The following is a 25,842-nucleotide window of genomic DNA, read 5'->3' as shown; positions in this document are numbered from 1 at the left end:
GGGAGCCGAAATCTTCATCACAGGGAATTGCATGTCGTTCATCCAAGCCAACCTGATCCATCTGCTGGCCGCGCTCTGGTTTGTCATCTGCTGGGGCGGTTACACCCGTTATGCCACCTGGAAGGGCCGTGACACGGCGTGTCTGGCCAGCGTGCTGCACCTGTATCGCGAAGACTGGATGCGCCGCATGCTGCTGCGTGACAACCGTATCGCCGACGCCAGCGTGATCGGCAACCTCGAACGCAACGCCTCGTTCTTCGCCTCCAGCACACTGATTATCCTGGCGGGCATCCTGACCGTGCTCGGTGCTTCCGAGCGCGCGGTGTCGCTGCTGGCAGACATTCCGATGGTGCAACAGGCCTCGCAGGGGATGTCGGAGATCAAGTTGCTGTGCCTGGCGCTGGTGTTCGTTTATGCCTTCTTCACCTTCAGCTGGTGCATGCGCCAGTACAACTTCGCCGCCATTCTGGTCGGCTCGGCCCCGATGATCGGTGAGCGGCAGGTCTCGGAGCAGGAGCGCAAGGCGTTCGCCTCGCGGGCGGCGCGGGTGATTTCGATGGCGGCCAACCAGTTCAACTTCGGTCTGCGCTCCTATTACTTCGGGATGAGCATGCTGGCGTGGTTCGTCAGCCCGTGGCTGTTCATGTTGATGAGCGCAGGCGTGGTGCTGGTGTTGTATCGCCGGGAGTTTCATTCCGACGTGCTCGATGTAATGGTCTATACCCCTACAGAGGCGCCATTGCCTGAAGCGAACAAAGAGGCTGCTTGATGAGTATTCCGTTCTGGTGTGTGTTTATCAGTGCATTGTTGATCTACGTGGCGCGCATGCCGGTCGGCAGGGCCATGAAAGAGCAGGGCGGTTACAACAACCACTTGCCGCGTCAGCAGCAGGCGCAACTCACCGGTTATGGGGCTCGGGCGCTGGCGGCACATCAGAACAGCATCGAAGCCTTCGCCCTGTTTGCCGTTGGTGTGCTGATGGCACACACCACGCAGACGGCGGGATGGCTGATCGATACACTGGCGATCATCTTTGTGATCTCACGGATTTTCTATCTGTGGTTCTACCTGGCGGATATTCCCAAGCTGCGCAGTCTGGTCTGGCTGGTCGGCTTAGTGTGTTCATTGTTGCTGATGATTAGTCCGACTTTTAGAACCGTCTTGCTCTAAGCCGGCATGGGCAAAAAATCACAGGCAAAAGAAAACCCGCACTTGGCGGGTTTTCTTTTTGGCCAGCGAGAAGCGGCTTATTGCTTCTTGGCAGCTTCTTCTTGCGCTGCAGCGTTCGATTCGGCCTGATCTTTGGCGGCTTCGGCATTTTCTTTCGCCGCGTCGTTCACTTTATCCTGAGCTTCGTTCATTTTCTGCTGAGCTTGTTCAGCATGTTGGTTGGCATCTTGAGCTTTGTCCTCGGATTTTTTATCGCAGGCAGCGAGACCGAGGGAAGCGGTCAACATCAAGGCAATAGCTAAAGTCTTACGCATGGGGTGTTTCTCCTTATGGAAAATAACTACTGGCCTTAAGAACTCGCGCCCAAGGGTTAAGTTCCTCATTTGTTTCAGATATATAAGTTTGTTTTGCAATGGAACTTTTGCTGTTCTTTCCACTACCGGGAACAGCGACTAACAAGAGTAATTATCAAATGGCCGAAAACCCCGTTTTTGAGCGTGCGACACGGTTTCTCTCGGCCCTGCGTCACTGTCAGGTACTGGGATTGAAAGTGCACAGCGCCAGCCACGAAGGCCTGACGGTGGTGCTGCCGTACAGTGCGCAGATCGTCGGCAACCCGCTGACCGGCGTGGTCCACGGCGGGGCGATCACTTCGCTGATGGACACTGCATGCGGCATGTCGACCCTGTGCGTGCTGCCGGAATTCGAAGTCTGCCCGACCCTCGATCTGCGCATCGACTACATGCACGCCGCCGAGCCACATAAAGACGTGTTTGGCTTCGCCCAATGTTATCGGGTCACCACCGATGTGATCTTCGCTCGCGGCTTTGCCTATCAGGATGATCCCGAGCAGCCGATTGCCCATGTCGTCGGCACCTTCATGCGCATGGGCAAAGGCCTTAAAGGCACGAAAGGCTTTGGTGGCGCAATCAAGGGAGAAAGCTCATGAGCGACGATTTCAAGCAGCAACTGCAAGAGGCACACGCAAAGGGTGACTATGCGCCGCTGCTGAAGCTGATTCCCTATGCCGGGCTGATTGGTGTCGAGTGTTCGCGGGTCGGTGATGACTTGCTGTTCAAACTGCCCGCGAACAAGGACAACATTGGTAACCCTTTATTGCCGGCGATTCATGGCGGGGTGATTGCCGGGTTCATGGAACTGTCCGCCGCTCTGCACCTGCTGATTTTCACCGGTGCGCCCGGTGTGCCGAAGATTATCGATTTCTCCCTCGATTACCTGCGGGCCGGGCAATTTCGCGACACCTGGGCCCGGTGTCAGGTCTGCCGCCAGGGCCGGCGGGTGGCCAACGTCGCGGTCACGGCCTGGCAAAGCACCGAAAGTGAACCGATCGCGACCGCCCGCGCGCATTTCAAAATCGATGAGCCCTTGAAATCCTGAAGCACGCCCCCAACTCACAGAACAACCCGCCGCCGACCGGCAAGGTCGCGGCCAATGCCATCTGATTGGAGTTTGATGACCATGAGTGTGGAAACTCAAAAGGAAACCCTGGGCTTCCAGACCGAGGTGAAGCAACTGCTGCACCTCATGATCCATTCGCTGTATTCCAACAAGGAAATCTTCCTTCGCGAATTGATCTCGAACGCCTCTGACGCCGTCGACAAATTGCGCTTCGAAGCCCTGGCAAAGCCTGAGTTGCTCGAAGGTGGCGATGAACTGAAAATCCGTGTGAGCTTCGACAAGGACGCCAAGACCGTCACCCTCGAAGACAACGGCATCGGCATGAACCGTGACGATGTGATCACCCACCTGGGTACCATCGCCAAATCCGGCACCGCCGATTTCATGAAAAACCTGTCCGGCGATCAGAAAAAGGATTCGCACCTGATCGGTCAGTTCGGCGTGGGTTTCTACTCGGCCTTTATCGTTGCTGACAAAGTTGACGTGTACAGCCGTCGCGCCGGCACCGCCGCCAGCGAAGGCGTGCACTGGTCGTCGAAAGGCGAGGGCGAATTCGAAGTCGCCACCATCGACAAACCGGACCGCGGCACCCGCATCGTCCTGCACCTGAAATCCGGCGAAGACGAGTTTGCCGATGGCTGGCGCCTGCGCAACATCATCAAGAAGTACTCCGACCACATCGCGCTGCCGATCGAGCTGCCGAAAGAAGTGGCCGCGGCCGAAGGTGAAGAGAAGCCTGAAGTTGAATGGGAAACCGTCAACCGCGCCAGCGCCCTGTGGACCCGTCCTCGCACCGAAGTGAAGGACGAGGAATATCAGGAGTTCTACAAACACATCGCCCACGACTTCGAAAACCCGCTGTCGTGGAGTCACAACAAGGTTGAAGGCAAGCTCGAGTACAGCTCGCTGCTGTATGTGCCGGCCCGCGCACCGTTCGATCTGTACCAGCGTGAAGCGCCGAAAGGCCTGAAGCTGTACGTGCAGCGCGTGTTCGTGATGGATCAGGCCGAGTCCTTCCTGCCGCTGTACCTGCGCTTCATCAAGGGCGTGGTCGACTCCAACGACCTGTCGCTGAACGTGTCGCGGGAAATCCTGCAGAAAGACCCGATCATCGACTCGATGAAGTCGGCGCTGACCAAGCGTGTTCTGGACATGCTGGAAAAACTGGCGAAGAACGAGCCTGAGCAATACAAGGGCTTCTGGAAAAACTTCGGTCAGGTCATGAAAGAAGGCCCGGCAGAAGATTTCGCCAACAAGGAAAAAATTGCCGGTCTGCTGCGTTTCGCATCGACCAACGGCACCGATGGCGAGCAGATCGTCGGTCTGGCCGAGTACCTGGCGCGCGCCAAGGAAGGTCAGGACAAGATCTACTACCTCACCGGCGAAACCTACGCGCAGGTCAAGAACAGCCCGCACCTGGAAGTCTTCCGCAAGAAAGGCATCGAAGTGCTGCTGCTGACCGACCGTATCGACGAGTGGCTGATGAGCTACCTCAGCGATTTCGACGGCAAGGGCTTTGTTGACGTGGCACGCGGTGACCTGGACCTGGGCAGTCTGGACTCGGAAGAGGACAAGAAGGCCGCAGAAGAAGTCGCCAAGTCGAAGGAAGGTCTGGTTGAGCGTCTGAAAACCGCACTGGGCGACTCCGTTGCCGAAGTCCGGGTTTCCCATCGCCTGACCGATTCGCCGGCAATCCTGGCGATTGGCGAGCAGGACCTGGGTCTGCAAATGCGTCAGATCCTCGAGGCCAGTGGGCAGAAGGTGCCGGATTCGAAGCCGATCTTCGAATTCAACCCGAGCCACCCGCTGATCGAGAAGCTCGACAACGAGGCCAGCGAAGATCGCTTCAGCGACCTGTCGCACATCCTCTTCGACCAGGCCGCCCTGGCGGCGGGCGACAGCTTGAAAGACCCGGCCGCTTACGTGAGCCGTCTGAACAAGCTGCTGGTTGAGCTGTCGGCCTGATCAAGCTGTAGAAAAACCCGCTTCGGCGGGTTTTTTCATTCTGGAATTCAACCAATCTGGAGTCAGAAATGAGCCAAGTCACTGTACGTTCCGTGGTCTATCAGATTGACGGCCAGCCTTATGAAGGTCGCCTGGCATTTGACGCCGAGCACAAGGGCGCGCGTCCGGGCCTGCTGATGGCGCCGAACTGGATGGGTGTCAGCGCTGGCGCTGAAGAGATCGCCAAATCGGTGGCGGCCAAGGGTTATGTGGTGCTGATCGCTGACGTATACGGCCAGGCCGTGCGTCCGCAGAACGCTGATGAGGCCGGTGCGGCGATGATGCCACTGAAGAATGATCGTGCGCTGCTGCGCAAGCGTATGCAGGCCGCATTCGAACAATTGCAGAAGCAGGGCGAAGCGTCGGTCGATACCTCGAAACTGGCGGTGTTCGGTTTCTGCTTCGGCGGCTGCTGTGCGCTGGATCTGGCTCGCACCGGTGCCTCGGTGAAAGCGGCGGTGTCGTTCCACGGCACCCTGGATTCGCCGAATCCGGCGGACGCCAAGAACATCAAGGGCTCGGTGCTGGTGCTGCACGGCGCTTCCGATCCGCTGGTGCCGAAAGAGCAGTTGCCGGCATTCGAAGACGAGATGAACGCTGCTGGTGTGGACTGGCAGTTGCTGAGCTACGGCGGCGCGGTGCACTCGTTCACCGATCCGCACGCCAATGTGCCGGGCAAGATGATGTACGACGCGAAGACCGCAGCGCGTGCGTTCAAGTCGATGCATGATTTGCTGGAAGAAGTGTTCAAGGGCTGAATCGGCTGACACACTCCCACGCCTGGCGTGGGAGTGTTGCTTTACAGCGGTGTCGGCTCGCTGCGCGATTTAGGCAGCTCGATCCGCTCGACTTCCCCCGGCACCGTCGGCCAGTCCCCGGCCGCCCACTTGCGCCGCGCCTCATCGATCGCCGCCGGATCGCTCGCGACAAAATTCCAGTTGATCCGCCGTGGACCGTCCAGTGGCGCACCGCCGAACAGCACCGCGTGGCTGTCGCTTTCGGCGAACAGGCTCATCTCTTCCCCGGTCGGCAACACCACCAGTGCATGGGGTTCGACCGCTTCGCCATTGAGCTGCACATCACCACTCAACACGTACAGCGCCCGCTCTTCATGCTCGGTCGGGATCAGCAGTGTGGTCGCGGTTTGCATCTTCAATTCGGCATACAGCGTAGGAGAAAGCACCGGCACCGGCGATTCCAGGCAAAAGCCTGACCCGGCGATCATGCGGATCTGCACGCCGAGGTTATCGCTGACCGGCAAGGTCGAGGCCGGGTGGTGGCTGTAATGCCCCGGGCCTTGTTCGTGATCCTTGGGCGAGGCGAGCCAGATTTGCAGGCCGTGCATCTTGAAGCTTTGTTCCCACAGCGGTTCGGGCGTGCGCTCGACGTGAGCGATCGCCGTGCCGGCGGTCATCCAGCTGACATCGCCGGCGCTGACCACCTGATCCGAACCCAGGCTGTCCTTGTGCTGGATCTGCCCGTCGAACAAATACGTAAGGGTCGACAGACCGATGTGCGGATGCTGTCGGATGTTCATGCCTTTGCCCGCCGGATAAACCGTTTCGAGCATGTGATCGAAAAACACGAAAGGCCCGACGCTGCGGCATTTGGCTGACGGCAGCGGGCGCAAGATCGGCTGGCCTTCGACGTCTTCGGCGCGCGGGCGGATGATCAGGGGTTGGGTGTCCATGGTTCATTCCAGGCTGGGCGGGTGATGCGTGGAGCATAACCCGCCGGTGTCGTCGGGGTGATTACTGGCTGTCGAAGCCGACGGGTGCGTGGGTTTCGATGGTGACTTCGCTGGTGGTCATCAGCTTGTGGATCGGGCAGCGATCGGCAACGCGCAGCAGTTCTTCGCGCTGGGCATCGGTGAGCACGCCCTTCAGGGTAAGGGTCACGTGCAGGGCGTATTTGCCTTTCTGTTCCTGGCTGTTGTCGCGTTTGACCTCAACGCCGACGCCGGTCAGCGGGATGTCCTTTTTCTTCGCGTACAGCTTCAGGGTCAGAGCCTTGCAGGCACCGAGGGCGGCGTCGAAGTAATCGTGCGGCTCGGGAGCCGAGCCTTCACCGCCGGCAGTCGTCGGGACATCGGCAAACAGCTCATGCTCATCGATCTGAACGGTGTGGCGAAAACCCTCGGCTGACACGGTATTGACGGTAACGGTCATGTGAACCTCGCAAGCAGTAGGAAAAGGGATTCGATCAAAAAAGACCTTGCAGGTATAGAGCATTTCCCACACAGGCGCGTTCCACTTTCTTGCCGGGTGAACCCTCGTTGCCCGGCGAGGGTCTAGGCTATGCCTGTCTGCCGGAGAATGCTTGTGTCCGTGTTTCGTTTGAGTCTTGCCGTCCTGATGGTTTTCACCGGCGCCGCCAGCGCCCGGGAATACACCTACAGTGACGCGCACCTGCATTACGTGGATTTTTTCCAGGAAACTGCCGGCATGCCGAAATTGCTCACGGCCATGAAGGAAAACTCCATTGAGCATGTGATGATTTCCGGCATTCCCGTGGCGAAGAAATGGCACGAAGACGAGCCGAAGCGCCCGCGTTATTACGCTGGCGATGATGCCGATGCCTATTGGTACAGCGCGACGGACGTGATCGTCGCCGACGCGGTGCAGAAGCTCACGCCGGAGCAGCGCCAGTCCTTTCACCCGTTTCTTTCAGGCTTCAACCCCAACGACAAGAACTCCGCCGCGCACATCCAGCGCATGCTCGATCTGTATCCCGGCTTGTGGCAGGGTATCGGCGAGGTCTTCACCCGTCATGACGATCTCACGGCACTCACCTCCGGCGACACGCCACGCGCCAATAATGAAGCCATGACCCGCATCTATCACCTGGCCGCCGAAAACGATCTGCCGGTGATGCTGCATTCCAACATCACCTCCAAGCGTGAGAAGAATCCGCTGTACCTGAAGGAAATCGAAGAGCCGCTGCGTAATCATCCGCACACCCGGTTCATTTGGGCCCATGCCGGCACCAGTGCCGAGATCCATCGTCATCAGACAAAGCTGGATTTTCTGCTGCCGACCCTGACGCGAATGCTGGAGACATACCCGAACCTGTTCATTGATCTGTCGTGGAGCCTGCTGACGCCTTATCTGCTGGATGAAAAGGAACAGCCGCGAGCGGAGTGGGTGCAACTGGTGGAGCGCTATCCGGATCGCTTCATGATTGGTTCGGACGTGGTCGGGCGATTCAACAAACTCGGTAAGGAAATTCATAGCTTCAAGCCGTTTCTCGACGCCTTGCCTGAGGCAGTCGCGAAAAAAGTCGCACGGGACAACTTCCTGGCGATCTTGCCGCGAACAGCGCTCAAGTCCGGTCAACCTGCGCTGAATCGTTAATGCCGACGGTTCGTAGGATCAAGGCCTTTTGATATCGCGTTTTGGTCTTACGCATTTTTTAAAAGGGCCGATACCTTCTAGAGCAACCAGCTGCAGGGTTGATGCAGCGCTTTTGGAAGGAACCAGAGCAATGAGTATCCGTAGTCTCAATATTGCACCCCGGGCCGGGCTGGGTTTTGGCGTGCTGGCGCTGATGGTGTTTGCCCTTGGGGCGTTCGCACTGTTGCAGATGTCGAACATGCGCGCGCAGTCCGACGAGGTCGACAACAACTGGTTGCCCAGCGTGATGGCGGTGGGCGAGATGAGCCAGGACATGCTGCGCCTGCGCGCGTTGACCATGCGCCTGTTGCTCAATCGCGATCCGCAGGCGCTGGATCAGAACGTGGCCAAGCTCAATGATTTGCGCGGTGTGCTGAGTGAAGCCCAGCAACGTTACGACAGCCTGATCGCATTGCCCGAAGAGCGCGCGCTGTTCGACCGCTTCAAGGTCGCCGAACACAAGTATCTGGAGTTTCAAGCGCAGGTGATGACCTTGTCTGCTCAGGGACGAGTGGAAGAGGCGGCCGCCATTCTCAATGGGCAGATGAGCCCGCTGGCGGATGAAATTGCAGTGACCCTGCGTGAACTGGTCGAGTTGAACAAGCACAACGCCAATCTGGCCACTGAGGCCGCACGTTTGGTGTTCACTAACTCGCGGGTGTGGGTCGGGGTGATGATCGGCATCACCGCGCTGATTACCATCGCCCTGGCGTTGTTGCTGACCCGCAGCATCGTGCTGCCGCTGTCGCAATCACTCAGTGTTGCGGAAGTGGTGGCCGGTGGCGACCTGACCGGGGATATCAGCATTTCCGGCAAGGACGAACCGGCGCGGCTGCTGCATGCGCTCAAGAGCATGCAGCACAACCTGCGCGACACTATCCGCCAGATCTCGGAGTCCTCCAGTCAACTGGCCTCGGCTTCGGAAGAATTGAGCTGTGTTACCGAAGACGCCACGCGGGGGCTGCACCAGCAGAGTCTGGAAATTGAACAGGCGGCCACGGCGGTCAATCAGATGACCGCTGCCGTGGAAGAGGTGGCGAGCAATGCCGTCGCGACTTCCGAGGCCTCCCGTGAATCAGATCGAATTGCCCAGCATGGTCGCGAGCAGGTCCAGCAAACCGTGTCGTCCATCGAGCTGCTGGCGGACGATGTCACGGCGAATGCCACGCAGGTGGAAGATCTGGCGCAGAAGGTCTACAGCATTAGCAAGGTGCTGGATGTGATCCGCTCGATTGCCGAACAAACCAACCTGCTGGCATTGAACGCGGCGATCGAGGCCGCGCGGGCGGGGGATGCCGGGCGGGGTTTTGCGGTGGTGGCGGACGAAGTGCGGGCGCTGGCCCATCGCACTCAGCAGTCGACGCAGGAAATCGAACAGATGATCGGCGGCATCCAGCAGGGCACCGATTCGGCGGTCAGCTCGATGCAGCAGAGCAACGTTCGGGCGCGCTCGACGCTGGAGCTGGCGAAGGCCGCCGGCGTTGCGCTGGAGGAAATCGCTTCGGCGTTTACCTTGATCAACGAGCGCAATCTGGTGATTGCCAGTGCGTCGGAAGAGCAGGCGGCCGTGGCGCGGGAAGTTGATCGCAACCTGATGAACATCCGTGACCTGGCGATGCAGACGTCTGCAGGGGCCAATCAGACCAGCGCCGCGAGTCAGGAGTTGTCGCGGCTGGCGGTGGACCTGAACAGCATGGTCGCCAGGTTCTCGGTCTGATCAGCGTTCGACAGGCGAAAAAAAGCCCCGCATTTGCGGGGCTTTTTGATTTTGCGTCGGATCAGCTGCCTTTGACCGTCTTGCCGTTGACCGTGCCGTCGAGGAGCATGATGTTGTACTCCTTGCCGTCGGTTTCGACCTGTTGCAGGCGTACCAGCAGGTAATCCCAATCCTTGGCGAACCACAGGACGGTGATGCGCTTGCTTTGTGTCGGATCGCGGACGCGCTCGACCTTGATCGCATCGATCTGGCCGGCCTTGGTTTCGACTTTCTCCGAACCCAGCACGCGGAAGTCGTAGGTATCGACTTCGCCATCATCGACCACCTGATAGCTCATGCTTTTCTTGCCGGCGGCCACGTCATGCTGCAGCGCCAGTTGATAGGTGGATTTGTCGACCATGCCGCGGTTGAGCGGGATTTTCACCGCGTCGCCGCGGTCGGTGCCGGTCACCAGCTTGTTGGCCCAGTCGAAGTCCAGGTCAGCCTTTTTCGCCTTGCCCAGTCCACCGCGTTCGAAGTGGTAGGACTGTGGCAGCAGGGTGTCCTTGTCCAGGGTCAGGGTGCTTTCCTCGGACAGGCTGGCAATCATCATCGAGGCTTTGAAGCTGAGCTTCCAGACGCCGTTGGCCTGTTTGGTCAGGCTGCGCTCGGCAGTGCCGCTCATGGGCAGCTGTTTCCAGTCGGCGGTGTAGCTGGCGGAGAACGGTTGAAGGTCTGCCGCCTGCGCGAAGGGCAGGGCGAGCAGAGCGCAAGCGAAGAGCAGGGCGCGACGCATAATATCTCCTAGTTTCGAATCAAGTGACCGCTGGCCGGCAATGGCTGGCCATCCAGTAAAGCACCTTGCTCGCCGAGGCTCAGCCGTCCTTCGGCGAACCAGCGTACGGCCATCGGGTAGATCAGGTGTTCCTGAGCGTGAACCCGGTGCGCCAGACTTTGCGGCGAATCGTGCAACTCTACCGGTATTACTGCCTGTACGACCAGTGGTCCGCCATCGAGTTCCTCGGTGACGAAGTGCACGGAGCAGCCGTGTTCGGCGTCGCCGGCCTCCAGAGCGCGCTGGTGAGTGTGTAACCCTTTGTATTTGGGTAGCAGCGACGGGTGGATGTTGAGCAGGCGACCCTGGTAGTGACGGACGAAGTCAGCGCTGAGGATGCGCATGAAGCCGGCCAGTACCACGAGTTTGGGGTTGAATTCGTCGATCAGTTCGATCAGAGCGGTATCGAAGGCCTCGCGGCCCTCGAATCCCTTGTGATCCAGCGATCGGGTGGCGATACCCGCGTCACTGGCGCGTTGCAGGCCGTAGGCGTCGGCGCGGTTGGAAATCACCGCAGCGATGCGGACCGGGCTGTCGCCGGTCCGCGTGCTGTCGATCAGGGCCTGCAAGTTACTGCCGGTGCCGGACAACAGCACCACGACATCACAGGTCTGGGACATCAGTGAGCCTTGAGGTTCTTCAGTTCGACCTGAGCCGCGCCTTCGGCAGCGACAGCGATCTGACCGATGACCCAAGGCTGCTCGCCGGCGTCACGCAGGGTGTTCAGGGCAACTTCAACGTGCTCCTGAGCCACGCAGATCACCATGCCCACGCCGCAGTTCAGCACGCGGTGCATTTCGGTTTCGTCGACGTTGCCTTTCTCTTGCAGCCAGTCGAAGACGGCCGGACGGTTCCAGCTGGCCACGTCAACCACGGCCTGAGCGCCTTTTGGCAGAACGCGCGGGATGTTGTCGAGCAAGCCGCCACCGGTGATGTGGGCCATGGCCTTGACCGCGCCGGTGTCCTTGATCAGCTTGAGCAGCGGCTTCACGTAGATGCGGGTCGGGGCCATCAGCAGTTCGGTCAGCGGCTTGCCGTCGAGCTGAACGGTTTCGATGTCGGCACCGGACACTTCGATGATCTTGCGGATCAGCGAGTAGCCGTTGGAGTGCGGACCGGACGATGGCAGGGCGATCAGGGCGTCACCAGTGGCGACTTTCGAGCCGTCGATGATTTCGGCTTTTTCCACGACGCCGACGCAGAAACCGGCCAGGTCGTAGTCTTCGCCTTCGTACATGCCAGGCATTTCAGCGGTTTCGCCGCCGACCAGCGAGCAGCCAGCCAGTTCGCAGCCTGCACCGATACCGGTAACCACGGTGGCAGCTACGTCGACGTTCAGCTTGCCGGTGGCGTAGTAGTCGAGGAAAAACAGCGGCTCGGCGCCGCACACCACCAGATCGTTGACGCACATGGCGACCAGGTCCTGGCCGATGCTGTCGTGCTTGTTCAGGTTCAGCGCCAGGCGCAGTTTGGTGCCGACGCCGTCAGTACCGGAAACCAGTACCGGCTGTTTGTAACCGGCCGGGATCTCGCAGAGGGCGCCGAAACCGCCCAGGCCGCCCATGACTTCCGGGCGCGCAGTGCGCTTGGCGACGCTCTTGATGCGTTCGACCAATGCTTCACCGGCGTCGATGTCTACACCGGCGTCCTTGTAGCTCAGGGAGGGTTGCTTGCTCATGATCCAGGCCTTTAGGGGAGGGGATTCAGGGGTAACGACCGAGTTCAGCGGGAACGCCGAATCCGACAGGGGCGATTGCCTCACGCGAAGTTCGGGGTGCCCGGCTGTTGCCGGTCTGCGAAGGCGCGCGATTTTATCAGGCTTGAGGGGCAGCGGCCATCCTCACGCCGACGGGCAGGGGCATATCGGTGGAAAAATTTTGCAATTGACGCTGTGGGCGACATCGCGGGTGCCTGTATAAGGAACCGTCTATCGTTAGGACTGTGCAAAAACTTACCGACCGCGTGTGAATGTTTTGCGACGGCCTGTGGTCACAGGCTTGCAGAACGGTACACGCGGCCTGTTCCAGCCGCTCTTGTCGACGGGAATTCTCCATGGGTTTGTGTAAATTGCTGTTAGTGGGTGGTTTGTCTCTGATCAGCCTGGCGAGTCAGGCCGAAAATCTCAAAGGTCTCTATCAGGTGCGCGAACCGGTCACTGGCCAGTCGCCAGAGGAGCGTGATCGCGCGACCCAGGCCGCACTGGATACGCTGGTGTTGCGCCTGACCGGCGACCCGAAAGCCCCGCAGAACCCGGGGCTGGCGCCGGTTCGCAAGGATCCGCAGCAGATTATCAGTCAGTTCGGTTTCGATGCCGGGCCGCCGGAAGTGCTGAAAGTCGATTTCGACCCGGGAACCACCGAACAGGCGTTGCGCCGCGCCGGGCTGGCACTGTGGGGCGCCAATCGGCCCTCGATCCTGAGCTGGTGGCTGAACGATTCGAGCGAAGGTTCGAGCCTGGTGGGCGACGGTCAGGCCAGTGCCGCGCCGTTGCGCCGTGCGGCCCAGCACCGTGGCTTGCCGTTGCGCCTGCCGTTGGCGGACTTGAGCGAGCAATTGGTCGCAACGGCACCGGCGCTTGAAGGCGCCGACCCGGCGCCATTGCGCGATGCCTCTGAACGCTACAACGCCGATGCCTTGCTCGCCGTGCATGCCCGCGAAGAAGGCGGACAATGGCAGGCTAAATGGCAACTGTGGCTGGGCGATAAAAAAGAGGCGGGCAACGTGCAGGGCGCGGATCAGGCTGCCGTGACCGATGCGGTGATGCTGGCGGTCGCTGAGCGTCTGGCACCTCGCTTTGTTGCCAAGCCGGGCGCGTCCGGCCAGCAGACCCTGGAAGTCCAGGGCATGAATCTGGAGCACTACGCGGCGCTGCTGCGGTTACTCGAACCGTTTGGCGTGCGTCTGCAGAGTGTCGATGCCGATCGCATTCTGTATCGGGTCAACGGCAGTGCCGATCAGTTGCGGGCGCAATTATCGCTGGCGAAGCTGCAGGAGCTGCCGGCCGAGGCGCCTGCTCCGGTGGTGCCGCCGCAACCTGCTGTCGCCGGCGCGGCGCCTGTCGTTGCGCCGACACCGACACCGGCAGCACCGTCCTTGCGGTTCCGTTGGTAGGTTTTCTTTCTTATATATAAGCAATGGAGTGTTACATGGCCGATACGCGGCGTTGGTTCTGGCTCGGTGGGGTGCTCCTGCTTTGCGCGTTTGTCTGGTTGCTGCATCCGATCCTCACGCCGTTTCTGGTGGCGCTGCTGCTCGCGTACCTGTTCGATCCGCTCGTTGATCGTCTGGAGCGTCTGGGTTTGTCCCGTACCTGGGGTGTGATTGCGGTGTTCGCCTTGTTCACCCTGATCGTCACTGCGCTGTTGCTGGTACTGGTGCCGATGCTCGCCAAGCAATTGCTGCGGCTCTATGAACTGGCGCCGCAAATGCTCGACTGGTTGCAACACACCGCTGTGCCATGGGCGCAATCGAAGCTCGGCCTGTCTGACGGTTTCTGGAAGTTCGACAAGGTCAAGGCCGCCATCAGCGAGCACATGGGCCAGACCACCGACATCGTCGGTGTGGTGCTGAGTCAGGCGACGGCCTCGAGCCTGGCGCTGATCGGCTGGTTGGCGAATCTGGTGCTGATCCCGGTGGTGAGCTTTTACCTGCTGCGCGACTGGGACGTGATGATGGCCAAGATCCGCGGCCTGTTGCCCCGTGATCGCGAAGAGCGGGTGGTGGCGCTGGCGGGTGAATGCCATGAGGTGCTGGGCGCGTTCGTGCGCGGGCAGTTGCTGGTGATGCTGGCGCTGGGCGTGATCTATGCGGCCGGCCTGATGATTGTCGGCCTGGAGCTGGGCCTGTTGATCGGTCTGATTGCAGGGCTGGCGGCGATCGTTCCGTACATGGGGTTCGTGATCGGTATTGGCGCCGCGCTGATTGCCGGGTTATTCCAGTTCGGTGGCGATCTGTATCCGATGATCGGAATCGTCGCGGTGTTCATGGTCGGTCAGGCGCTGGAAGGTATGGTGCTGACGCCTTTGCTGGTGGGGGACCGGATCGGTCTGCATCCGGTGGCGGTGATCTTCGCGATTCTGGCCGGTGGCGAGCTGTTCGGTTTTACCGGTGTGCTACTGGCATTGCCGGTGGCGGCGGTGATCATGGTGCTGGTGCGGCATGTCCACGATCTGTACAAGGATTCCGAGATTTATAGCGGGGTGGATGAGCCGGAGTTGTAATCGTGAAGCGCGGGCCGTCCGGTGGATCACCGGGTTGGCCCGTCTCCTGCAGGTCATGGCGCCAAAGAAACTGTCATAAAACCAGCACGTTAACGCAAACCTTTGATTTTGCTTGGGGTCTGTCGCATTGTGCGCTCCGCTTCACGGGTATAAACTTCGCTCACTTTACACAGAGGCCACTAACGGTTCCTTGGGAACTGTTCAGTCAGCATGAAACCGATTCAGCTGCCCCTAGGTGTGCGTCTGCGTGACGACGCCACCTTCATCAACTACTACCCAGGCGCCAATGCCGCTGCACTCGGCTATGTCGAGCGTCTATGCGAAGCCGACGCCGGCTGGACCGAAAGCCTGATCTATCTGTGGGGCAAGCACGGGGTAGGGCGTACGCATCTGTTGCAGGCCGCGTGCCTGCGCTTCGAACAGATGGGGGAACCGGCGGTGTACCTGCCGCTGGCCGAGTTGATGGATCGCGGCATCGAAATTCTCGACAACCTCGAACAGTACGAACTGGTCTGTCTGGACGACTTGCAGGTGATTGCCGGCAAGGCGGACTGGGAAGAGGCGATGTTTCATCTGTTCAACCGTCTGCGTGACAGCGGTCGGCGTCTGCTGATTGCGGCGTCCACTTCGCCGCGTGAACTGCCGATCAAACTGGCTGACCTGAAATCACGGCTGACCCTGGCGCTGATCTTCCAGATGCGTCCTCTCTCCGACGAAGACAAATTGCGTGCCTTGCAATTGCGCGCATCCCGTCGTGGTCTGCATCTGACCGACGAAGTCGGGCATTTTATTTTGACTCGCGGTACCCGCAGCATGAGCGCGCTTTTCGATCTGCTGGAGCAGCTCGACCAGGCCTCTTTGCAGGCTCAGCGCAAGCTGACCATTCCCTTCCTGAAAGAAACCCTGGGCTGGTAAAACCGGGGCTTTCAGCCGGTTTTGGCATATTTCAGGCGCCAGAAAACCCGCTTTCCTGTGGGTTGCACAGGCCGCGTCTCGATTCAAATAGGCTTAAGCGCTTAGATGTTAACGAGAAACCGGGAAGTCACAAAAAGATCGATTGAATTTGCAAATGAGGCTGATAGCGGGCATAGTCTCGGCTTCTTTACAACTATCAGCCACGGTCGTGCCCATGCTAAAGCGCTTCGCACCCCTCGTGCCTCTCGCACTCGTCACCCTGTTGTTCGGTTGCGCTGCTCATTCACCTGTTAATCAAGAGCAGCAACAACAGGCTAAAAATTCTGCCACCGCCCAGTCTTCCGTTATTTATCAGGAAGAGCTGGACACCGAAAAAGAACTCGCCGACTTCAACGGCAAGAAGCCTTACCAGCTTCCGGTTCTGGCTGACAGCATCCTCGAACGCGGCATGTCCCTGATCGGTACCCGTTACCGTTTCGGCGGTACCTCTGAAGCCGGTTTCGATTGCAGCGGTTTCATCGGCTACCTGTTCCGCGAAGAAGCCGGCATGAACCTGCCGCGCTCCACCCGCGAAATGATCAACGTTGATGCGCCGCTGGTTTCGCGCAGCAACCTCGAGCCGGGCGACCTGCTGTTCTTCGCCACCAATGGTCGTCGCGGTCGTGTAAGCCACGCCGGGATCTACCTGGGCGACAACCAGTTCATCCATTCCAGCTCTCGCCGCAGCGGCGGTGTTCGCATCGACAGCCTGGGCGACAGCTACTGGAGCAAGACTTTCATCGAAGCCAAACGCGCTTTGGCGAACGCTCCAACCGTGGTTACCGCTCGCAAGTAATCACGCCTTTGTCGTCACGCTAGTGGCGACAAGCGGTACTTCAGGGGCAATAGACCTAAACTTTACAAGGTGAAGTTAAAGTCTTACTTGAAGTTTGCCGCGTAGCCGCTAGAATCCTGATCTATATTGATGGCAAACCGCCTGCGTTCCAACGCAGGCGGTTTTGTTTTCTATCGAATCGGCAGTCAAAGCCGCAGCCAGATCAGGATGTTCTGCAAATGACGATGTCGGCCCGCTTTGCCCTGATGTTCTTCGCAGCGCTGCTCAGCGCCTGCGCCAGCCGCACTCCGCCGCCCGCGCCGGTGGTTCGCGCTCCGATCGTGTTCGGATCCTCCCAAGCCTTTTCGCCCGCTGCCGAAGACGTGCTGTTTCGCGCGCTCGGGCTGGTGGGCACGCCTTATCGTTGGGGCGGTAATACGCCGGATTCGGGCTTCGATTGCAGCGGTCTGATCGGCTTTGTCTACCGCGATGCCGCAGGGATCAGCCTGCCGCGCTCGACCCGCGAGATGATCGTCATGCAGGCGCCGAACGTCGGCAAGGAAGGCTTGCAAACCGGCGACCTGATCTTCTTCGCCACCAACGGCGGCTCTCAGGTCAGCCATGCGGGGATCTATGTCGGGGAAGGGCGCTTCGTTCACGCGCCGGCCACTGGCGGCACGGTGAAGCTGGACAGCCTGTCGAAAGCCTATTGGCAGAAAGCCTATCTGAGCGCCAAGCGCGTTCTGCAGCCAGAGCATCTGGCGCATAACCCGTAGTCCAGATACATAAAAACCCGTGGGAGCTGAATGGCTCCCACGGGTTTTTTTATGCCTGCAACACGCTAGCGGGTCGCTGACACCCGCCACACCTTGTTCCCCACATCATCGGCTACCAGCAATCCACCTTGCTGGTCGATCACCACGCCGACCGGGCGACCCAAAGCGTTCTCGTCCTTGTCGAGGAAACCGGTCAGCACGTCCACTGGCGTTCCGCTCGGCTTGCCGGCGGCAAACGGCACAAAGATCACCTTGTAACCGCTATGCGGTTTGCGGTTCCACGAGCCGTGCTGGCCGATGAATGCGCCTTCCTTGAACTGTGCCGGCAGGCGGTTGCCCTCGGCGAAGGTCAGGCCCAGTGATGCGGTGTGCGGGCCGACGGCGTAGTCCGGAGCGATGGCCTTGGCCACCATGTCCGGGCGCTGTGGTTCCACGCGCACATCGATGTGTTGGCCGTAGTAGCTGAACGGCCAGCCATAGAAGGCACCGTCCTTGACCGAAGTGATGTAGTCCGGCACCAGATCGCTGCCTATTTCGTCGCGCTCGTTCACGGCGGTCCACAGTGCGCCGGTTTGCGGCTCCCAGGCCAAGCCATTGGGGTTGCGGATGCCCGAGGCGAAGATCCGGTGATTGCCGGTGGCGCGGTCCACCTCCCAGATCGCCGCGCGGCCTTCTTCCTGATCGAGACCGTTTTCGCCGACGTTGCTGTTCGAGCCAACGGTGACGTACAGCTTACTGCCGTCTTTGCTGGCGATGACGTTCTTGGTCCAGTGATGATTGAGCGTGCCGCCCGGCAGATCCACGACCTTGATCGGCTGGCTCTTGATTTCGGTCGCGCCGGGCTCGTAGTTAAAGCGCAGCAGGCGATCGGTATCGGCCACGTACAGATCATTGCCGACCAGGGTCATGCCGAACGGCGAGTTGAGGTTCTGCAGGAACACCGTGCGGGTTTCGGCCATGCCGTCATGATCGGCATCGCGTAGCAGGGTGATGCGGTTCGGACTGGGCACGCCGGCACCGGCACGCCCCATGACTTTTTTCATCACCCAGCCACGAATGCCCTTGCTGTCGTCCGGTTTTGGCGGGGCGTTGGTTTCTGCCACGAGTACATCGCCGTTTGGCAGTACGTAAAGCCAGCGCGGATGATCGAGATTTTCGGCGAAAGCCGCCACCTGAGTGCCTGCCGCTGCCGTCGGCTTCGCGCCGGCCGGCCAGCCAATGGCCGGGGCGATGTTCACCGTCGGGATCAGGGTCTTGTTCGGTTCGGGCAGTTTGGGTGACGGACCGGTGCCGTCGGAGACTTGCAGGCTGGAGGATTCACCACAGGCGGCGAGCCCTCCGGCGATCATGATGACGAAAACGAACTGGGGCTTGCGCATTGCTGATCTTCCCTATGAATGCATTCCTAATCATAGAGAAGCGCACAAGCCCGATGGTTCAACCCTCAGCCGCGGGCTTCCTTGAACAGCACGGCAATGCCGGGATGATAGTTGCCGGCTTCGCTGCGCAATTTGCGGTAGGCGTAGGGGAAGTACCAAGCGACGGCGCAGGTGTGTTCCTTTTGCAGGTCGTCGACCATGTCCTGCAACTCTTCCGGGCTGGCGCTGTGCTGGGCTTTTTGCGGGGCGACGAACAGGCAGCCGAGTTTCAGGTCGCTGGCGTAGCTGATGCGCTTGGCGTCGCTGGTGATATCCGCCAGGGCCTGGGTCAGATTCAGGCTGGTGACGCGCGGCCAGCGTTGAGTCGCCTGAATGTAGGCACGATCCTCGGCGCCAGCAATAAACAAATCGGCGCGGGCGTTGCGCTCGCCTTCTTCATTCTGTTTGCGGGTGGCAGTGTCGCGCAGGGTGACCAGTTCGGCCATCCATGCAGCGGCCGACAGCAGGCCGAGGTTGGCTTTTTCGTCGTGCCAATAAGGTGTGTCATTGTCGCCGCGCACGGCGTTGTAGCGGTCGATACAGTCAAACCAGCGTTCCAGCACCGGGCGCAGGAATTCCAGCCGCGGATTGCTGATGATCATGCCTTGCATGGTGCTCTCCCTTATTATTGTGATGTGCTCTCTGCAGTCAAAAAGCATGGCTCTTTGATATCACTCATGGCAGTGTGGCACAAGATTGGCGTCAGTTAATTGATCGACGGCAGTTATTCACCGCACAAGCCCCTCTTCAATTGACGCTCCACCCCCAACCCTCTAACCTTCGCGGCTTGTTTCAGGTGCTCTGTGGCGCATGTCGACAGAGTGAAACAGGGAAGCCGGTGAGGCGGGTCTTCGAGCGAAGAACCCTCACGATCCCGGCGCTGCCCCCGCAACGGTAAATGAGTAAAAGCTGCGCCTGATGCCACTGCTTAACAGCGGGAAGGCGCGCAGCCAGGCACCAGCCGCTCATGAGCCCGGAGACCGGCCTGATCCATCCAGCGGCATCACGGTGGGCGATGCCAGGCTAGTTGCCGTCTATTCTTGTGCCTGCCCGCCGTTATCCAGCCTCAACGGAGAGCTCCCCCATGACTGATTCCCCCGAACGCGACGAGCGCCACCTGGCGCGCATGCAGCGCAAAAAAGCCGTGATCGACGAGCGCATCGCCAATTCGCCAGACGAGTGCGGCTTGGTGCTGGTGCTGACCGGCAATGGCAAAGGCAAAAGCAGCTCGGCGTTCGGCATGCTCGCCCGCGCCATGGGCCACGGCATGCAGTGCGGCGTGGTGCAGTTCATCAAGGGCCGCAACAGCACCGGTGAAGAGCTGTTCTTCCGTCGCTTCCCCGAGCAGGTACGTTTTCATGTGATGGGCGAGGGCTTCACCTGGGAAACCCAGGACCGCCAGCGCGACATCGCCGCCGCCGAAGCGGCCTGGGAAGTCTCCCGCGAGCTGCTGCGCGATCCGTCGATCGGTCTGGTGGTGCTCGATGAACTGAACATCGCGCTCAAGCACGGTTACCTCGATCTGGATCAGGTACTCAGCGATCTGCAAGCGCGTCCGCCGATGCAGCACGTGATCGTCACCGGCCGCGCCGCCAAGCCGGAAATGCTCGAGATGGGCGACACCGTCACCGAAATGGGCATGATCAAGCATGCCTTCCAGGCCGGCATCAAAGCGCAGAAAGGCGTCGAACTTTGAATCAACCACGTCACTGCCCGGCGGTACTGATCGCCGCACCGGCTTCCGGTCAGGGCAAGACCACCGTCACCGCCGCGCTTGCCCGTCTGCATCGCAATCAGGGGCGCAAAGTCCGCGTATTCAAGTGCGGCCCGGACTTTCTCGACCCGATGATCCTCGAGCGCGCCAGCGGTGCGCCGGTCTATCAATTGGACATGTGGATGGTCGGCGAGCAGGAAAGTCGTCGCCTGTTGTGGGAAGCCGCCGCCGAAGCCGATCTGATCCTGATCGAAGGCGTGATGGGTTTGTTTGACGGTACGCCGTCGAGCGCCGATCTGGCGCGGCATTTCGGTGTGCCGGTACTTGGCGTGATTGACGGCACGGCCATGGCGCAGACCTTTGGCGCACTGGCCCTGGGCCTGGCGCGTTATCAGCCGGATCTGCCGTTCGCCGGCGTGCTGGCCAACCGTGTCGGCACCGTGCGTCATGCGCAGTTGCTGGAAGGTAGCCTCACTGAAGGCCTGCGCTGGTACGGCGCGTTGTCCCGGGAAACCGGGATCGAACTGCCGAGCCGCCACCTCGGTCTGGTGCAGGCCAGCGAACTGAATGACCTCGATGTGCGCCTCGACGCCGCCGCCGAAGCGCTGGCCGGCACTTGCGAGGTAGCGCTGCCACCGGCCGTGGAGTTCGCCGCGCCTGAAATCGTCAAGACCGAAAAGCTGCTCGAAGGCGTGCGCATCGCCGTTGCCCGCGACGAAGCTTTCGCCTTTACCTACGGCGCCAGTCTTGACCTGTTGTGGGCGATGGGCGCCGAGTTGAGTTTCTTCTCGCCGATCCGCGATACGCAATTGCCAGTAGCTGACAGCTTGTATCTGCCGGGCGGTTATCCGGAATTGCACCACGTTGCCTTGTCGCAGAACGCCGACATGCTCAAAGCGATCCGCGCGCATCATGCGGCCGGCAAACCGCTGCTCGCCGAATGTGGCGGCATGCTCTACCTGCTCGACTCGCTGACCGATGTCGAAGGCACCCGCGCTGATTTGGTCGGCTTGTTGAGTGGCGACGCCGTGATGCAAAAGCGCCTCGCCGCACTGGCGCTGCAAGAGGTCGACCTGCCGGAAGGCCTGCTGCGCGGCCACACCTATCACCATTCCTTGACCACCACCGAACTGACGCCGATTGCCCGTGGCCACAGCCCCAACGGTGGGCGCGGCGCAGAAGCGGTGTACCGGCAAGGGCGGATGACGGCCTCGTACGTGCATTTCTATTTCCCGTCGAATCCTGCAGCTATCGCAACGTTATTTGCGCCGGACCATAAGGCTCCCATCGCTGGCAAGCCAGCTCCCACAAGGGATTGCGTTTCTTCAGACATCACACCGCCCACTGTGGGAGCTGGCTTGCCAGCGATGGGGCCATGACCGACAACGCCTTCACTGACGCCGAGCGCGAAGCGGTCTACCGCGCCATCGCCGAACGCCGCGACATGCGCCACTTCAGCGGTGGCAAGGTCGAGCCTGAACTGCTGCGCCGCTTGCTTGAGGCCGCGCATCAGGCACCGAGTGTCGGCCTGATGCAGCCGTGGCGCTTCATCCGTATCAGCGACCGCGCGTTGCGTGGCCAGATCCAGAACCTGGTTGAAGAAGAACGCGTGCGCACTGCCGAAGCCCTCGGCGAGCGCAGCGACGAATTCATGAAACTCAAGGTCGAGGGCATCAACGACTGCGCCGAAGTGTTGGTCGCCGCGTTGATGGATGATCGCGAGCGGCATATTTTCGGCCGTCGCACGCTGCCGGAAATGGACATGGCCTCATTGTCCTGCGCGATCCAGAACCTGTGGCTCGCCGCGCGTGCCGAAGGCCTGGGCATGGGCTGGGTATCGCTGTTCGAACCGCAGGCGCTGGCCGATCTGCTTAAACTACCGGCCGGGGCCAAGCCGCTGGCGGTGCTTTGCCTGGGGCCGGTCAAGGCATTCTATCCGGCGCCGATGCTGGTACTCGAAGGGTGGGCGCAGGCGCGTCCGCTGAATGAGCTGCTATATGAAAATTTTTGGGGAGTGAGTCAATGAGTGTGGCGTTGTTGAGTGTCGCCGCGGTTGCGCTGGATGCGCTGCTGGGTGAACCGAAACGCTGGCATCCGCTGGTGGCGTTCGGCAATTTCGCCGGGCGCATCGAGCAACGTTTCAATAGCGCTGGTCGTGGTTGGCGCAGCCATGGTGTCACCGCGTGGGTGATCGCGGTGTTGCCGCTGACCCTGCTGGCCACGGCGTTTTCCTGGGCGCCGTATGTGGGCTGGGTCGTCGAGATTCTTGCGCTGTATTGCGCCCTCGGCATGCGCAGCCTGGGTGAGCACGTCGAGCCGGTGGCCAAGGCTTTGCGCGCCGATGATCTGGAGGAGGCGCGCAAGCGTGTGGGTTATCTGGTCAGCCGTCAGACCGATGAGCTGGACAGCACCGCCGTCGCCCGCGCCGCCACCGAGTCGGTGCTGGAAAACGGCAGCGATGCAGTGTTCGCCGCGCTGTTCTGGTTTGCCGTGGCCGGTGCGCCGGGCGTGGTGCTCTATCGTCTGAGCAATACGCTCGACGCGATGTGGGGCTATCGCAACGAACGCTTCGAGCGTTTCGGCTGGGCAGCGGCAAAAATCGACGACGTCCTCAACTACATTCCTGCGCGGCTGGTGGCGTTGACCTACGCCTTGCTCGGCAAAACCCGACTGGCGTTGAAATGCTGGCGCACCCAGGCGCCGAAATGGGACAGCCCGAACGCCGGCCCGGTGATGGCCGCCGGCGCGGGTGCCTTGGGCGTCGAGCTGGGCGGCCCGGCGATTTACCACGGCGAGCTGCACGAGCGTCCGCAACTGGGCGAGGGCGCGCCGGCGGATGCCGATTCCATTGATCGCGGCTGGCAATTGGTCCAGCGCGGGGTATGGTTATGGCTGCTGATTCTCTGCGTGGGGGCTGAATTCTATGCTTGAACACGGTGGCCGGTTGCGCAGGGCGGCGCTCGAATACGGCATCGCGGAAGAAGACTGGCTCGACCTGTCTACGGGCCTGGCGCCGTGGCCGTTTCCGGTCCCGGAGATCCCGCTGCGGGCCTGGGCGCGTTTGCCGGAAAACGATGACGGCCTGGAGCAGGCGGCCTGCGATTACTACGGTGCCAGCCAGGTGCTGCCGGTGGCCGGTTCGCAGATGGCCATCCAGTTGCTGCCGCGATTGCGCCGGGCCGGCAAGGTCGGCGTGCTGTCGCCGTGTTACGCCGAGCATGCCGAAGCCTGGCGGCGCAGTGGTTATGTCGTGCGTGAAGTGCTGGAGCAGGAAGTCGACTTCTTTCTCGACAGCCTCGACGTGCTGGTGGTGGTCAATCCGAACAATCCAACAGGCCTGAACCTGACCCCGGCGCGCCTGCTCGACTGGCACGCACGGCTGGCCCAGCGCGGCGGCTGGCTGGTGGTCGACGAAGCGTTCATGGACAACACGCCGCAGTTGAGCCTTGCCCCGCATGCGCATCAAGTGGGGTTGATCGTGTTGCGCTCATTCGGCAAGTTTTTCGGTCTGGCCGGTGTGCGGCTGGGGTTCGTGCTGGCCGAGCGCAAGTTGCTCAGGTTGCTGGCCGAACAGGTCGGCCCTTGGGCGGTCAGCGGACCGACCCGCGTGCTGGGTCAGGCCTGTTTGCGCGACACCGAAGGCCACACGCGTCAGCGGATTCGCAGCGACGAGGCCAGCGAACGGCTGGCTGCGCTGCTCGAGCGCCACGGCTTCAAACCGCAGGGCGGCTGCGCGCTGTTTCAGTGGCTGATCACCGAACAAGCCGCTGCGTTGCACGAATTCATGGCCCGACGCGGCATTCTTCTGCGTCTGTTCGCGCACAACAGCAGCCTGCGATTCGGGCTGCCCGCCGATGCCGCCGACGAGGCGCGCCTTGAGCAAGCCCTGCAAGCATTCGCCAAGCATTGCTCCATGGAAAAACCAGCATGACCACATTAATGGTGCAGGGCACCACCTCCGACGCCGGCAAAAGCACGCTGGTGACGGCGCTCTGCCGTTGGGCCACCCGTCAGGGCGTTGCGGTGGTGCCATTCAAACCGCAGAACATGGCGCTCAACAGCGCGGTGACGGCCGACGGCGGCGAAATTGGCCGCGCGCAAGCGGTGCAGGCCCAAGCGGCGTTCCTCGAACCGCACACCGACATGAACCCAGTGCTGCTCAAGCCCAACAGCGACACTGGCGCCCAGGTGATCATCCACGGTCGCGCGGTCACCAGCATGAACGCCGTCGCTTATCACGACTACAAAGCGATCGCCATGCAGGCCGTGCTCGCTTCCCACGAACGTTTGAGTGCCGTCTATCCGCTGGTAATGGTCGAAGGCGCGGGTTCGCCGGCAGAGATCAATCTGCGCGCCGGCGATATCGCCAACATGGGCTTCGCCGAAGCGGTGGATTGCCCGGTGCTGCTGATCGCCGACATCAATCGTGGCGGGGTGTTTGCCCATCTGGTGGGCACGCTGGAATTGCTGTCGCCGAGCGAGCAGGCACGGGTCAAAGGCTTCATCATCAATCGTTTTCGTGGCGACATCGCTTTGTTGCAACCGGGTCTCGACTGGCTGGAACAGCGCACCGGCAAACCGGTGGTGGGCGTGCTGCCGTACGTGATGGACCTGCATCTGGAGGCCGAGGACGGCATCGACCAGCGCCAGACCGACAAGGCTGAGCAAGTCCTGAAAGTGGTGGTGCCGGTGCTGCCGCGCATCAGCAATCACACCGATTTCGATCCACTGCGCCTGCATCCGCAGGTGGATCTGCAATTCATCGGGCCGGGGCAGGCGATTCCGCCGGCCGATCTGATCATTCTCCCAGGCTCGAAAAGCGTGCGCAGTGACCTGGCGTACCTGCGCGCCAATGGCTGGGAATCGGCTATCCGCCGTCACCTGCGTTACGGCGGCAAATTGCTGGGGATCTGCGGCGGTCTGCAAATGCTCGGCGAGCAGGTGCACGATCCGCTGGGTCTTGAAGGCGCGCCGGGTTCCAGCGCCGGTCTGGGTTTGTTGGCGTTTGAAACGCAGCTCGAAGCCGAAAAGCAATTGCGCAATGTGCGCGGGCGTCTGGCGCTGGAAGATGCCGAGGTCAGCGGTTATGAAATTCATGCCGGCGTGACCACGGGAGCGGCGCTGGAAAACGCCGCTGTGCATCTGGACGACGGCCGTTGCGACGGCGCGCAAAGTCTCGATGGACAGATTTTCGGCACTTACCTGCACGGTCTGTTCGAATCTCCCACAGCCAGTGCCGCGTTGTTGCGCTGGGCCGGTCTGAACGATGTGCAGGAGGTGGATTACCACGGCCTGCGCGAACGCGATATCGAGCGGCTGGCGGATCTGGTGGAGAAGCATCTCGATACTGATCTGTTGTGTGAGCTCTGTGGCATCCAGGCTGGATGTGATGGCCTCCTCGCGGGCAAGCCCGCTCCCACAGGTTGCTGAGGTGTACTCAAATGCCATGTTTGGCCTAAATCCATTGTG

27 protein-coding genes and 1 riboswitch are annotated in these 25,842 nt (G+C 60.8%); of the genes, 19 read left to right on the top strand and 8 right to left on the bottom strand.

Features of this window, described 5'->3' with window-relative positions; genetic code table 11:
- Window positions 1-31: 31 nt before the first annotated feature.
- Both CAF77_RS24015 and CAF77_RS24010 read left to right on the top strand, forming a co-directional pair.
- A complete protein-coding gene (locus CAF77_RS24015; protein ID WP_011333121.1) occupies window positions 32-769 on the top strand; it encodes a DUF599 domain-containing protein in 738 nt (245 codons plus the stop codon).
- Window positions 769-1,170, top strand: a complete 402-nt coding sequence (locus CAF77_RS24010) for an MAPEG family protein (protein WP_085655465.1) — start codon at window positions 769-771, stop codon at window positions 1,168-1,170. Before CAF77_RS24015 ends, CAF77_RS24010 begins: the two co-directional genes overlap by 1 nt.
- Window positions 1,171-1,247: 77 nt before the next feature.
- On the opposite strand, the gene CAF77_RS24005 is transcribed toward CAF77_RS24010, so the two are convergent.
- The gene (locus CAF77_RS24005; protein WP_011333123.1) at window positions 1,248-1,484 is read right to left on the bottom strand and encodes a hypothetical protein; all 237 of its coding nucleotides are present in this window, start codon (window positions 1,482-1,484) and stop codon (window positions 1,248-1,250) included.
- Window positions 1,485-1,642: 158 nt separating this feature from the next.
- Here CAF77_RS24005 and CAF77_RS24000 point away from each other — a divergent pair, with 158 nt between their 5' ends.
- The 4 genes from CAF77_RS24000 (at window position 1,643) to CAF77_RS23985 (ending at window position 5,351) form a co-directional block, all read left to right on the top strand.
- Window positions 1,643-2,119 carry a PaaI family thioesterase gene (locus tag CAF77_RS24000; protein WP_085655466.1) on the top strand — a complete coding sequence of 159 codons (477 nt, stop codon included), beginning with the start codon at window positions 1,643-1,645 and terminating at the stop codon, window positions 2,117-2,119.
- Window positions 2,116-2,568 (top strand): PaaI family thioesterase, encoded by a 453-nt coding sequence (locus CAF77_RS23995; protein WP_011333125.1) that lies wholly within the window; start codon window positions 2,116-2,118, stop codon window positions 2,566-2,568. Before CAF77_RS24000 ends, CAF77_RS23995 begins: the two co-directional genes overlap by 4 nt.
- 81 nt (window positions 2,569-2,649) lie before the next feature.
- Window positions 2,650-4,554: a molecular chaperone HtpG gene (gene htpG / locus CAF77_RS23990; RefSeq protein WP_085655492.1), complete on the top strand. Its 1,905-nt coding sequence runs from the start codon at window positions 2,650-2,652 to the stop codon at window positions 4,552-4,554.
- A gap of 68 nt (window positions 4,555-4,622) precedes the next feature.
- A complete protein-coding gene (locus tag CAF77_RS23985) occupies window positions 4,623-5,351 on the top strand; it encodes a dienelactone hydrolase family protein (protein ID WP_085655467.1) in 729 nt (242 codons plus the stop codon).
- A 41-nt stretch (window positions 5,352-5,392) separates the two neighbouring features.
- Here the strand turns inward: CAF77_RS23985 and CAF77_RS23980 are convergent, their stop codons facing one another.
- A complete protein-coding gene (locus CAF77_RS23980) occupies window positions 5,393-6,283 on the bottom strand; it encodes a pirin family protein (RefSeq protein WP_085608850.1) in 891 nt (296 codons plus the stop codon).
- Window positions 6,284-6,344: 61 nt separating this feature from the next.
- A complete protein-coding gene (locus tag CAF77_RS23975) occupies window positions 6,345-6,761 on the bottom strand; it encodes an OsmC family protein (RefSeq protein WP_007959010.1) in 417 nt (138 codons plus the stop codon).
- A 147-nt stretch (window positions 6,762-6,908) separates the two neighbouring features.
- Between CAF77_RS23975 and CAF77_RS23970 the strand changes: the two genes are divergently transcribed.
- Window positions 6,909-7,946, top strand: a complete 1,038-nt coding sequence (locus tag CAF77_RS23970; protein ID WP_371915548.1) for an amidohydrolase family protein — start codon at window positions 6,909-6,911, stop codon at window positions 7,944-7,946.
- A 130-nt stretch (window positions 7,947-8,076) separates the two neighbouring features.
- Window positions 8,077-9,702, top strand: a complete 1,626-nt coding sequence (locus CAF77_RS23965; protein WP_085655468.1) for a methyl-accepting chemotaxis protein — start codon at window positions 8,077-8,079, stop codon at window positions 9,700-9,702.
- A gap of 61 nt (window positions 9,703-9,763) precedes the next feature.
- Here the strand turns inward: CAF77_RS23965 and CAF77_RS23960 are convergent, their stop codons facing one another.
- Genes CAF77_RS23960 through purM form a run of 3 tightly spaced genes read right to left on the bottom strand, consistent with a single transcriptional unit; the run spans window position 9,764 to window position 12,194 of the window.
- Window positions 9,764-10,477: a DUF3108 domain-containing protein gene (locus CAF77_RS23960; protein WP_007950391.1), complete on the bottom strand. Its 714-nt coding sequence runs from the start codon at window positions 10,475-10,477 to the stop codon at window positions 9,764-9,766.
- Between the two features lie 8 nt (window positions 10,478-10,485).
- Window positions 10,486-11,136 carry a phosphoribosylglycinamide formyltransferase gene (gene purN, locus CAF77_RS23955; protein WP_085655469.1) on the bottom strand — a complete coding sequence of 217 codons (651 nt, stop codon included), beginning with the start codon at window positions 11,134-11,136 and terminating at the stop codon, window positions 10,486-10,488.
- On the bottom strand, window positions 11,136-12,194 hold the full coding sequence (gene purM / locus CAF77_RS23950; RefSeq protein WP_007950393.1) for a phosphoribosylformylglycinamidine cyclo-ligase: 1,059 nt from the start codon (window positions 12,192-12,194) through the stop codon (window positions 11,136-11,138). The genes purN and purM overlap by 1 nt, the downstream gene beginning before the upstream one ends.
- A gap of 374 nt (window positions 12,195-12,568) precedes the next feature.
- Here purM and CAF77_RS23945 point away from each other — a divergent pair, with 374 nt between their 5' ends.
- The 5 genes from CAF77_RS23945 to CAF77_RS23925 all read left to right on the top strand — a co-directional run bounded on the left by CAF77_RS23945 (window position 12,569) and on the right by CAF77_RS23925 (window position 17,241).
- On the top strand, window positions 12,569-13,627 hold the full coding sequence (locus CAF77_RS23945; RefSeq protein WP_085655470.1) for a DUF2066 domain-containing protein: 1,059 nt from the start codon (window positions 12,569-12,571) through the stop codon (window positions 13,625-13,627).
- Between the two features lie 35 nt (window positions 13,628-13,662).
- Complete coding sequence (locus CAF77_RS23940) at window positions 13,663-14,736, top strand: AI-2E family transporter (RefSeq protein ID WP_064378666.1); 1,074 nt, start codon at window positions 13,663-13,665, stop codon at window positions 14,734-14,736.
- Between the two features lie 210 nt (window positions 14,737-14,946).
- Window positions 14,947-15,651, top strand: a complete 705-nt coding sequence (gene hda / locus CAF77_RS23935; protein WP_007950396.1) for a DnaA regulatory inactivator Hda — start codon at window positions 14,947-14,949, stop codon at window positions 15,649-15,651.
- Between the two features lie 214 nt (window positions 15,652-15,865).
- Entirely contained in the window at window positions 15,866-16,486 is a 621-nt protein-coding gene (locus CAF77_RS23930) for a C40 family peptidase (protein WP_007950397.1), read from the top strand.
- 218 nt (window positions 16,487-16,704) lie between these two features.
- A complete protein-coding gene (locus CAF77_RS23925) occupies window positions 16,705-17,241 on the top strand; it encodes a C40 family peptidase (protein WP_011333136.1) in 537 nt (178 codons plus the stop codon).
- 65 nt (window positions 17,242-17,306) lie between these two features.
- On the opposite strand, the gene CAF77_RS23920 is transcribed toward CAF77_RS23925, so the two are convergent.
- Both CAF77_RS23920 and CAF77_RS23915 read right to left on the bottom strand, forming a co-directional pair.
- Entirely contained in the window at window positions 17,307-18,620 is a 1,314-nt protein-coding gene (locus tag CAF77_RS23920) for a sorbosone dehydrogenase family protein (protein WP_064378667.1), read from the bottom strand.
- Between the two features lie 65 nt (window positions 18,621-18,685).
- The gene (locus tag CAF77_RS23915; protein WP_064378668.1) at window positions 18,686-19,270 is read right to left on the bottom strand and encodes a hypothetical protein; all 585 of its coding nucleotides are present in this window, start codon (window positions 19,268-19,270) and stop codon (window positions 18,686-18,688) included.
- A 166-nt stretch (window positions 19,271-19,436) separates the two neighbouring features.
- A riboswitch (cobalamin riboswitch) is annotated at window positions 19,437-19,663 on the top strand.
- An 80-nt stretch (window positions 19,664-19,743) separates the two neighbouring features.
- On the opposite strand from CAF77_RS23915, the gene cobO reads away from it, so the two are divergent.
- The 6 genes from cobO to CAF77_RS23885 are packed head-to-tail and all read left to right on the top strand — an operon-like array spanning window position 19,744 to window position 25,803.
- Window positions 19,744-20,355, top strand: a complete 612-nt coding sequence (gene cobO / locus CAF77_RS23910; RefSeq protein ID WP_064378669.1) for a cob(I)yrinic acid a,c-diamide adenosyltransferase — start codon at window positions 19,744-19,746, stop codon at window positions 20,353-20,355.
- The gene (locus CAF77_RS23905) at window positions 20,352-21,752 is read left to right on the top strand and encodes a cobyrinate a,c-diamide synthase (protein ID WP_085655471.1); all 1,401 of its coding nucleotides are present in this window, start codon (window positions 20,352-20,354) and stop codon (window positions 21,750-21,752) included. The genes cobO and CAF77_RS23905 overlap by 4 nt, the downstream gene beginning before the upstream one ends.
- Window positions 21,749-22,399 (top strand): 5,6-dimethylbenzimidazole synthase, encoded by a 651-nt coding sequence (gene bluB, locus CAF77_RS23900; protein WP_085655472.1) that lies wholly within the window; start codon window positions 21,749-21,751, stop codon window positions 22,397-22,399. Before CAF77_RS23905 ends, bluB begins: the two co-directional genes overlap by 4 nt.
- The gene (gene cbiB, locus CAF77_RS23895) at window positions 22,396-23,304 is read left to right on the top strand and encodes an adenosylcobinamide-phosphate synthase CbiB (protein WP_064378672.1); all 909 of its coding nucleotides are present in this window, start codon (window positions 22,396-22,398) and stop codon (window positions 23,302-23,304) included. The genes bluB and cbiB overlap by 4 nt, the downstream gene beginning before the upstream one ends.
- The gene (cobD, locus tag CAF77_RS23890; protein ID WP_085655473.1) at window positions 23,297-24,304 is read left to right on the top strand and encodes a threonine-phosphate decarboxylase CobD; all 1,008 of its coding nucleotides are present in this window, start codon (window positions 23,297-23,299) and stop codon (window positions 24,302-24,304) included. The genes cbiB and cobD overlap by 8 nt, the downstream gene beginning before the upstream one ends.
- Window positions 24,301-25,803 carry a cobyric acid synthase gene (locus tag CAF77_RS23885; protein WP_085655474.1) on the top strand — a complete coding sequence of 501 codons (1,503 nt, stop codon included), beginning with the start codon at window positions 24,301-24,303 and terminating at the stop codon, window positions 25,801-25,803. Before cobD ends, CAF77_RS23885 begins: the two co-directional genes overlap by 4 nt.
- Window positions 25,804-25,842 lie beyond the last annotated feature (39 nt).

Origin of the sequence: Pseudomonas sp. R15(2017), from assembly GCF_002112685.1 — a bacterium.
Classification (GTDB): domain Bacteria; phylum Pseudomonadota; class Gammaproteobacteria; order Pseudomonadales; family Pseudomonadaceae; genus Aquipseudomonas; species Aquipseudomonas glycinae.
The sequence above is the reverse complement of the archived record's forward strand: the minus strand, read 5'-3'. Positions and strand labels throughout refer to the sequence as shown.

Excerpts from the sequence above, each read along its gene's own strand:
- CAF77_RS24015 (WP_011333121.1), top strand. The coding sequence starts at position 32 with ATGTCGTTCATCCAAGCCAACCTGATCCATCTGCTGGCCGCGCTCTGG.
- CAF77_RS24010 (WP_085655465.1), top strand. The coding sequence starts at position 769 with ATGAGTATTCCGTTCTGGTGTGTGTTTATCAGTGCATTGTTGATCTAC.
- CAF77_RS24005 (WP_011333123.1), bottom strand. The coding sequence starts at position 1,484 with ATGCGTAAGACTTTAGCTATTGCCTTGATGTTGACCGCTTCCCTCGGT.
- CAF77_RS24000 (WP_085655466.1), top strand. The coding sequence starts at position 1,643 with ATGGCCGAAAACCCCGTTTTTGAGCGTGCGACACGGTTTCTCTCGGCC.
- CAF77_RS23995 (WP_011333125.1), top strand. The coding sequence starts at position 2,116 with ATGAGCGACGATTTCAAGCAGCAACTGCAAGAGGCACACGCAAAGGGT.
- htpG (WP_085655492.1), top strand. The coding sequence starts at position 2,650 with ATGAGTGTGGAAACTCAAAAGGAAACCCTGGGCTTCCAGACCGAGGTG.
- CAF77_RS23985 (WP_085655467.1), top strand. The coding sequence starts at position 4,623 with ATGAGCCAAGTCACTGTACGTTCCGTGGTCTATCAGATTGACGGCCAG.
- CAF77_RS23980 (WP_085608850.1), bottom strand. The coding sequence starts at position 6,283 with ATGGACACCCAACCCCTGATCATCCGCCCGCGCGCCGAAGACGTCGAA.
- CAF77_RS23975 (WP_007959010.1), bottom strand. The coding sequence starts at position 6,761 with ATGACCGTTACCGTCAATACCGTGTCAGCCGAGGGTTTTCGCCACACC.
- CAF77_RS23970 (WP_371915548.1), top strand. The coding sequence starts at position 6,909 with ATGCTTGTGTCCGTGTTTCGTTTGAGTCTTGCCGTCCTGATGGTTTTC.
- CAF77_RS23965 (WP_085655468.1), top strand. The coding sequence starts at position 8,077 with ATGAGTATCCGTAGTCTCAATATTGCACCCCGGGCCGGGCTGGGTTTT.
- CAF77_RS23960 (WP_007950391.1), bottom strand. The coding sequence starts at position 10,477 with ATGCGTCGCGCCCTGCTCTTCGCTTGCGCTCTGCTCGCCCTGCCCTTC.
- purN (WP_085655469.1), bottom strand. The coding sequence starts at position 11,136 with ATGTCCCAGACCTGTGATGTCGTGGTGCTGTTGTCCGGCACCGGCAGT.
- purM (WP_007950393.1), bottom strand. The coding sequence starts at position 12,194 with ATGAGCAAGCAACCCTCCCTGAGCTACAAGGACGCCGGTGTAGACATC.
- CAF77_RS23945 (WP_085655470.1), top strand. The coding sequence starts at position 12,569 with ATGGGTTTGTGTAAATTGCTGTTAGTGGGTGGTTTGTCTCTGATCAGC.
- CAF77_RS23940 (WP_064378666.1), top strand. The coding sequence starts at position 13,663 with ATGGCCGATACGCGGCGTTGGTTCTGGCTCGGTGGGGTGCTCCTGCTT.
- hda (WP_007950396.1), top strand. The coding sequence starts at position 14,947 with ATGAAACCGATTCAGCTGCCCCTAGGTGTGCGTCTGCGTGACGACGCC.
- CAF77_RS23930 (WP_007950397.1), top strand. The coding sequence starts at position 15,866 with ATGCTAAAGCGCTTCGCACCCCTCGTGCCTCTCGCACTCGTCACCCTG.
- CAF77_RS23925 (WP_011333136.1), top strand. The coding sequence starts at position 16,705 with ATGACGATGTCGGCCCGCTTTGCCCTGATGTTCTTCGCAGCGCTGCTC.
- CAF77_RS23920 (WP_064378667.1), bottom strand. The coding sequence starts at position 18,620 with ATGCGCAAGCCCCAGTTCGTTTTCGTCATCATGATCGCCGGAGGGCTC.
- CAF77_RS23915 (WP_064378668.1), bottom strand. The coding sequence starts at position 19,270 with ATGCAAGGCATGATCATCAGCAATCCGCGGCTGGAATTCCTGCGCCCG.
- cobO (WP_064378669.1), top strand. The coding sequence starts at position 19,744 with ATGACTGATTCCCCCGAACGCGACGAGCGCCACCTGGCGCGCATGCAG.
- bluB (WP_085655472.1), top strand. The coding sequence starts at position 21,749 with ATGACCGACAACGCCTTCACTGACGCCGAGCGCGAAGCGGTCTACCGC.
- cbiB (WP_064378672.1), top strand. The coding sequence starts at position 22,396 with ATGAGTGTGGCGTTGTTGAGTGTCGCCGCGGTTGCGCTGGATGCGCTG.
- cobD (WP_085655473.1), top strand. The coding sequence starts at position 23,297 with ATGCTTGAACACGGTGGCCGGTTGCGCAGGGCGGCGCTCGAATACGGC.
- CAF77_RS23885 (WP_085655474.1), top strand. The coding sequence starts at position 24,301 with ATGACCACATTAATGGTGCAGGGCACCACCTCCGACGCCGGCAAAAGC.